The following is a 5313-nucleotide window of genomic DNA, read 5'->3' as shown; positions in this document are numbered from 1 at the left end:
GAGAGTGCAATCCAGTCGCCCCTTCCCGGCGAGACGTCGACCCCCGTCGCACCGACCGCCCGTGACGGCGATCCACCCCGCCGTCGACGACGACAGGTCGGGGCCGGATCGCCCTCTCCCGCGGGGGGGTCGGGCTGTGCGCGGCTAGGGTCGGTGGACGACGACGAGGAGGTCCGCGTGCCGCAGCCGGTGACGTTCGGGGTGGTGGGGTCCGGGTGGCGGGCCGAGTTCTTCGTGCGCGTGGCGCGCCTGCTGCCGGACCGGTTCCGGTGCGTGGGCGTCGTGACCCGCACCGCCGAGCGCGGCGCGTGGGTCGAGGCCGCGTGGGGCGTGCCGACGGTCCGCACGATCGAGGAGCTCGTGACGGGCGCGCTGCCCGGTGCGGGCGTCGCGCCCGACCGGCCCGAGCTCGTCGTGACCGCGACGCCGTGGCCCGTGACGCCCGACGCGGTGCGCGAGATCGTCGACGCGGCGGTGCCGGTGCTGGCCGAGACGCCGCCCGCGCCCGACGTCGACGGCCTGCGCGCGCTGTGGGCCGACGTCGGGCCCACCGGGCTCGTGCAGGTCGCGGAGCACTCGCCGTTCATGCCGTCCCACCAGGCACGACGCGCCGTGGTCGCCGCCGGGACCATCGGCGAGCCGACACAGGTACAGGTCTCCTCGACGCACCTCTACCACGCGGCCGGTCTCGCGCGGCACCTGCTGGGCGCCGGGCGCGGGCCCGTGACGGTGCACGCGCAGGCGTTCACGGCGCCGCTGCTCTCGCCGCTCGAGCGCGACGGGTGGACGGGCAAGGTGGACGCGGAACCGACGCGGCAGGTCCTGGCGACGCTCGACCTCGGCGACGGGCGGTCCGTGCTCTACGACTTCACCGACAACCAGTGGCACAACCCGCTGCGCACCAACCGCATCGTGGTGCGCGGCTCGCACGGCGAGATCGTCGACGACGCCGTCACGCGCCGCGTCGACGAGCGGACCGTGCTGACGTCGCGCATCGAGCGACGGCAGGCCGGCCTCGAGCAGAACCTCGACGGGTTCGACCTCGAGCACCTGTCGATGGACGGCCAGGTGCTCTACCGCAACCCGTTCGTCGGGGCGCGGCTCGCCGACGACGACCTCGCGGTCGCGCACCTGCTCGACGCGTCCGGCGCATGGTTGCGCGGCGATGCACCGCCGCCGTACCCGCTGGCCGACGGGTGCCAGGACCACCTGCTCGGGCTCGCGATCGAGGAGTCCGCCCGCACGGGCCGGGAGGTCCGCACGGCTGCGGAGGCGTGGGCCGACGCTGTCTGACGCGTCCGCCGGGCGGGAGCGCCCCCGTCATCCGTCGGGCGGGAGCGACTCGTCGTCCGTCGTGCCGACGCGGTCCCGAGCGCGACCGTTGACGGGGTCGACCCCGACGACGCGAGGTTGCGACCCGACGACACGGTCATCCCTCGCACCGACGAGCACCCGAAGCCGACCGACGACGGGGCCGAGGTCCACGACCTGGGACGAGGACCCGACGAGACCGGGCTGAGGTCACGCAACCTCGCCGACGGAGGACGTCAGCCCGGTGTCGTGAGCGACCCGTCCCACCCGGCGGACACCAGAGAACGACACCGTCATCCGTCGCGCCGACGGTCGGCCCGATACGACGCATCACGGTCCCGACGAACGACGGCACGATGACGCGTCCAGGCCGGCATCCGTCGCGCCGACGCGTGCCCGCGGGCGACCGATGACGGGGCCGACGTCCACCCACCGGGACGTCGCCCCGACGAGACCGGGCCGGCGTCGCGCATCGAGGCGATGAACGACGCCGGCCCGGTCTCGCGGACAGACCGTCCCACCCGACGGACAGCCGGGCGGCCAGGGGGCGGCCGTCAGGCGGTCGCGGCGGCCCAGGCGACGCTGAGGCCGTCGACGAGGGGGGTCGTCGGGCGGCCGATGAGGCTGCGCAGGGTGCCGTCGGTGTCCGCGAGGGTGCCGGCCTTGATGTTCTGGTCGAGCGCGACGACGAACCCGGCGGTGCCCTCGTCGAGGCCCGCGGCCAGCAGCCCGGCGCGCTGCTCGTCGGGCGTGACGTCGCGGTAGACGACCTCACGGCCGAGCACCTGCGACGCGGCGGCCGCGAGCTCGTCGTGCGTCCACGCGACGTCGCCCGCGAGCTCGTAGACCTGGCCGTCGTGACCCTCGCCCGTGACGACCGCGACGATGGCGTCCGCGAAGTCCTCGCGCGACGCAGACGCGACGCGGCCCTGCCCGACCGACCCGACGATCTCGCCGGTCGCGGCGGCCTGCTGCAGGCTCTGCACGTAGTTCTCGGTGTACCAGTTGTTGCGCAGGATGGTCGTGACCAGGCCCGACGCGGCGAGGAGCTCCTCGGTGGCCTTGTGCTCGGGGGCGAGGACCAGCTCGGTCGCGTCGGCGTGCGGCGCGGACGTGTAGACCACGCGACGGACGCCCGCGGCGACGGCGGCGTCGGCGACGGCCTGGTGCTGCGACACGCGGCGCCCGACCTCGCTGCCCGAGACGAGCACGACCGTGTCGGCACCGGCGAAGGCCGCGGCGAGCGTCTCGGGGCGGTCGTAGTCGACCTCGGCGGCGCGTGCCCCGCGGGCGACGAGGTCGGCGACGCGGTCGGTGCCGCGCGCGCCGGCGACGACGTCGGTGACGCCCGCGTCCAGCAGACCCTCGACGACGAGACGGCCCAGGTGGCCGGTGGCCCCGGTGACGACGACGGACATGGTGATCCTCCTCGGTTGGTGCGGCCGGACGGCCGCGTGCTGCGTTGCTCGTCCGGGTCAACGGCGGTGTGCACCTAGACTTTCCCACGACCCGGTACCCACCTTCTCGTCGGGTACCTACCCGGAGGTGAGCATGCAGGCAGCAGCGATGTCGGTGGTCGACGACGTGACGGCCACCACACCCGTGACGACCCCTGCGTTGCAGCAGATGCTCGCTGCGGGCCAGCTGCCCGCCGCGTGCCCGAGCCGCGTCGTGCTCGACCACGTGACGTCGAAGTGGGGCGTGCTCGTGCTCGTCGCGCTCTCGGAGCGCACGCTGCGCTGGGGCGAGCTGCGCCGCGTCGTCGAGGGCGTCAGCGAGAAGATGCTCGCGCAGACGCTGCGCACGCTCGAGGCCGACGGCCTGGTCGAGCGCACCGTGACGGCCACCGTGCCGCCGCGCGTCGACTACGCGCTGTCGCCGCTGGGCGTCGACCTCGCGACACGGCTGCTGCCGCTCATGTCGTGGATCGTCGACCACGCGGACGCGATCATCGGCGAGCGCACCGACTGACGACCCCCTGCCGCGGGGTCACGACGCTCCGTCGCGGCCCGCCGACGACGCGGCGCCGCGCGCGAGACCGGACGCCCGGTCGTCCGACCGGTCGGACGCGCCCCCGTCCGCGTCGTCCGACGGCCGCTCCCCCAGGCCGCCCGCGAACAGCTGCCACACCGGCCCGGTGACGAACCACAGCACGAGCACGAGCGAGGCCCGCGCGCCCCATCCGAGCAGCACCTCGCGCTGGTCGGGCGCGTTCGCGATGAGCCAGAGCACGCCGAGCACGGCCACGGCGACGGTCCACGCGAGCAGCACGTGCAGCCACAGGCGCCACTCGTACGCGAGCCGCGCGCGGCCGCCCGCCGGGGGCTTGGGCGGGCGCGGGCCGTCGAAAAACCGCCAGGCCACCCACGCGTCGACCCGCTGCACCGTGTACCTGCCGAACGCGACCGTGAATCCCAGGTAGAGCGCCGCGAGCCCGTGCGTCCACGTGGGCTCGGAGCCGCGCAGCAGGTCCCCGACGGTCGCGACGAGCAGCACCACCTCGATGGCGGGCTCGCACAGCAGCAGCACGGTCGACAGCCGGCGGCGCCGCAGCACGTACCGCGCGACGATCGCCGCGGCGAGGAACACCCAGAACGCGACCTCGCAGGCCACGACGAGCGCGGCGACGGGGTTCTCGCGGATCCACCCGATGACGTCCATGCGAGCACCGTCGCGCGCACCGGCCCGCGGCCGCGTCCGGCGGACGGACCGTCCTGCGCGCGGGCGCTCCTCCGTTCGGACGAGGGCCCGTGGCCGCGCGCGTGCTGGGATGGGCGCATGCTCACCGCCCTGCGCAGCCGCGTCGACGCCACGTGGTGGCTCGCGCGAGAGAGCCCGCAGGCCGCGCGGTGGGACTCGGTGACGCTGCTGCTGGTGGGCCTGCTGCTGCTGACGCTGGACGTCCGCATGGTCGGCAGCGACGTGCCGCTGGTCGACCTGCCGGGCGGCCCGGTGCCGTGGCAGGCGGGCCTGCTGGTCGTCGCGACGACCGTGCTGCTCGGCAAGCGGACGCACCCCGTGGGCGCGCTGGTGGGCGTCACGGTGCTCACGCTGGCCGACGCGGCGCTGGGCGGCAGCCTCGGCATGTACCTCGTGCTGTTCGACGCGATCTTCACGGTCGCCGTGCGGGCGTCGGGCCGGCCGCGCGCGGCGGTCCTCGGGACGCTGACGGCGCTGGTCGTGGCGACGCCTGTCGCGGCGGTGGTCGCGGGTCTGGGGACCCAGGACGTCGCGCAGCTCACGCTCGTCGCGCTCGCGCTGCTGCTGCCGCCGTGGTGGTGGGGCACGGACGTGCGCCGCTCGCAGGCCCTCGCGGCCGAGCAGGCGCGCCGCGCGGACGCCGAGCGGGCCCGCGCCGACCTGGCCCGTGAGCACGCCGACGACGTCGCGCGCATCGCCGCCCTGGACCGGGTGCGCGCCGTGCAGGACGAGCGCGCGCGCATGGCCCGCGACCTGCACGACGTGGTCGCGGGGCACCTGTCGGCCGTCGCGATCCACACCGGCGCGGCGCTCAACGCACCGCCGGACACGGACCGCGACCGTGCCGCGCTGACGGCCGCGCGCACGGGTGCGCTCGACGCGCTGACCGAGATGCGCGCGATGATCCTCGTGCTGCGCGAGGGCGCCGCACCCGACGCGACGACGGCCCCGGCGGGGCTCGCGCGGCTGCGCGACCTGGACCTCGACGTGCTGGGCGACGTGCCGGACGGCCTGCCCGCGGCGGTCGACCACGCGGCGTTCCGGATCCTGCAGGAGGCCGCGACCAACGCGCGCAAGCACGGCGCGGGGCGCGCGACGGTGCGCTGCACGCGCGACGGCGGTGCGCTCGCGCTCGTCGTCGAGAACGCCCTGCCGGAGCACGCGCCGGCGCCCGCCGACCCCGCGCTGTCGTCGTCGACGGGCCTGCAGACCATGCGCGAGCGCGCCGCCGCGCTCGGCGGGACCCTCACCGCGGGCCCGGCCGACGACGTGTGGCGCGTGCGCGCGACGCTCCCCCTGACC

5 protein-coding genes are annotated in these 5313 nt (G+C 75.8%); 3 read left to right on the top strand and 2 right to left on the bottom strand.

The window, feature by feature from the left end; all coding sequences use genetic code 11:
• Nucleotides 1–153 precede the first annotated feature (153 nt).
• Nucleotides 154–1293, top strand: coding sequence for a Gfo/Idh/MocA family protein (locus tag ATM99_RS14065; RefSeq protein ID WP_223305104.1), 1140 nt, complete (start codon nucleotides 154–156; stop codon nucleotides 1291–1293).
• Nucleotides 1294–1865: 572 nt separating this feature from the next.
• Here the strand turns inward: ATM99_RS14065 and ATM99_RS14060 are convergent.
• Nucleotides 1866–2729 carry an SDR family oxidoreductase gene (locus ATM99_RS14060; protein ID WP_062103501.1) on the bottom strand — a complete coding sequence of 288 codons (864 nt, stop codon included), beginning with the start codon at nucleotides 2727–2729 and terminating at the stop codon, nucleotides 1866–1868.
• Nucleotides 2730–2937: 208 nt separating this feature from the next.
• Between ATM99_RS14060 and ATM99_RS14055 the strand changes: the two genes are divergently transcribed.
• Nucleotides 2938–3282 (top strand): helix-turn-helix domain-containing protein, encoded by a 345-nt coding sequence (locus ATM99_RS14055; protein WP_062103503.1) that lies wholly within the window; start codon nucleotides 2938–2940, stop codon nucleotides 3280–3282.
• An 18-nt stretch (nucleotides 3283–3300) separates the two neighbouring features.
• Here the strand turns inward: ATM99_RS14055 and ATM99_RS14050 are convergent, their stop codons facing one another.
• A complete protein-coding gene (locus tag ATM99_RS14050) occupies nucleotides 3301–3972 on the bottom strand; it encodes a hypothetical protein (RefSeq protein ID WP_223305102.1) in 672 nt (223 codons plus the stop codon).
• 117 nt (nucleotides 3973–4089) lie between these two features.
• On the opposite strand from ATM99_RS14050, the gene ATM99_RS14045 reads away from it, so the two are divergent.
• On the top strand, nucleotides 4090–5313 hold a 1224-nt coding region (locus ATM99_RS14045; protein ID WP_062103500.1), incomplete at its 3' end, for a sensor histidine kinase.

This window comes from Cellulomonas sp. B6 (assembly GCF_001462455.1).
GTDB lineage: Bacteria > Actinomycetota > Actinomycetes > Actinomycetales > Cellulomonadaceae > Cellulomonas.
This window is presented reverse-complemented; position numbering and strand designations above follow the sequence as displayed.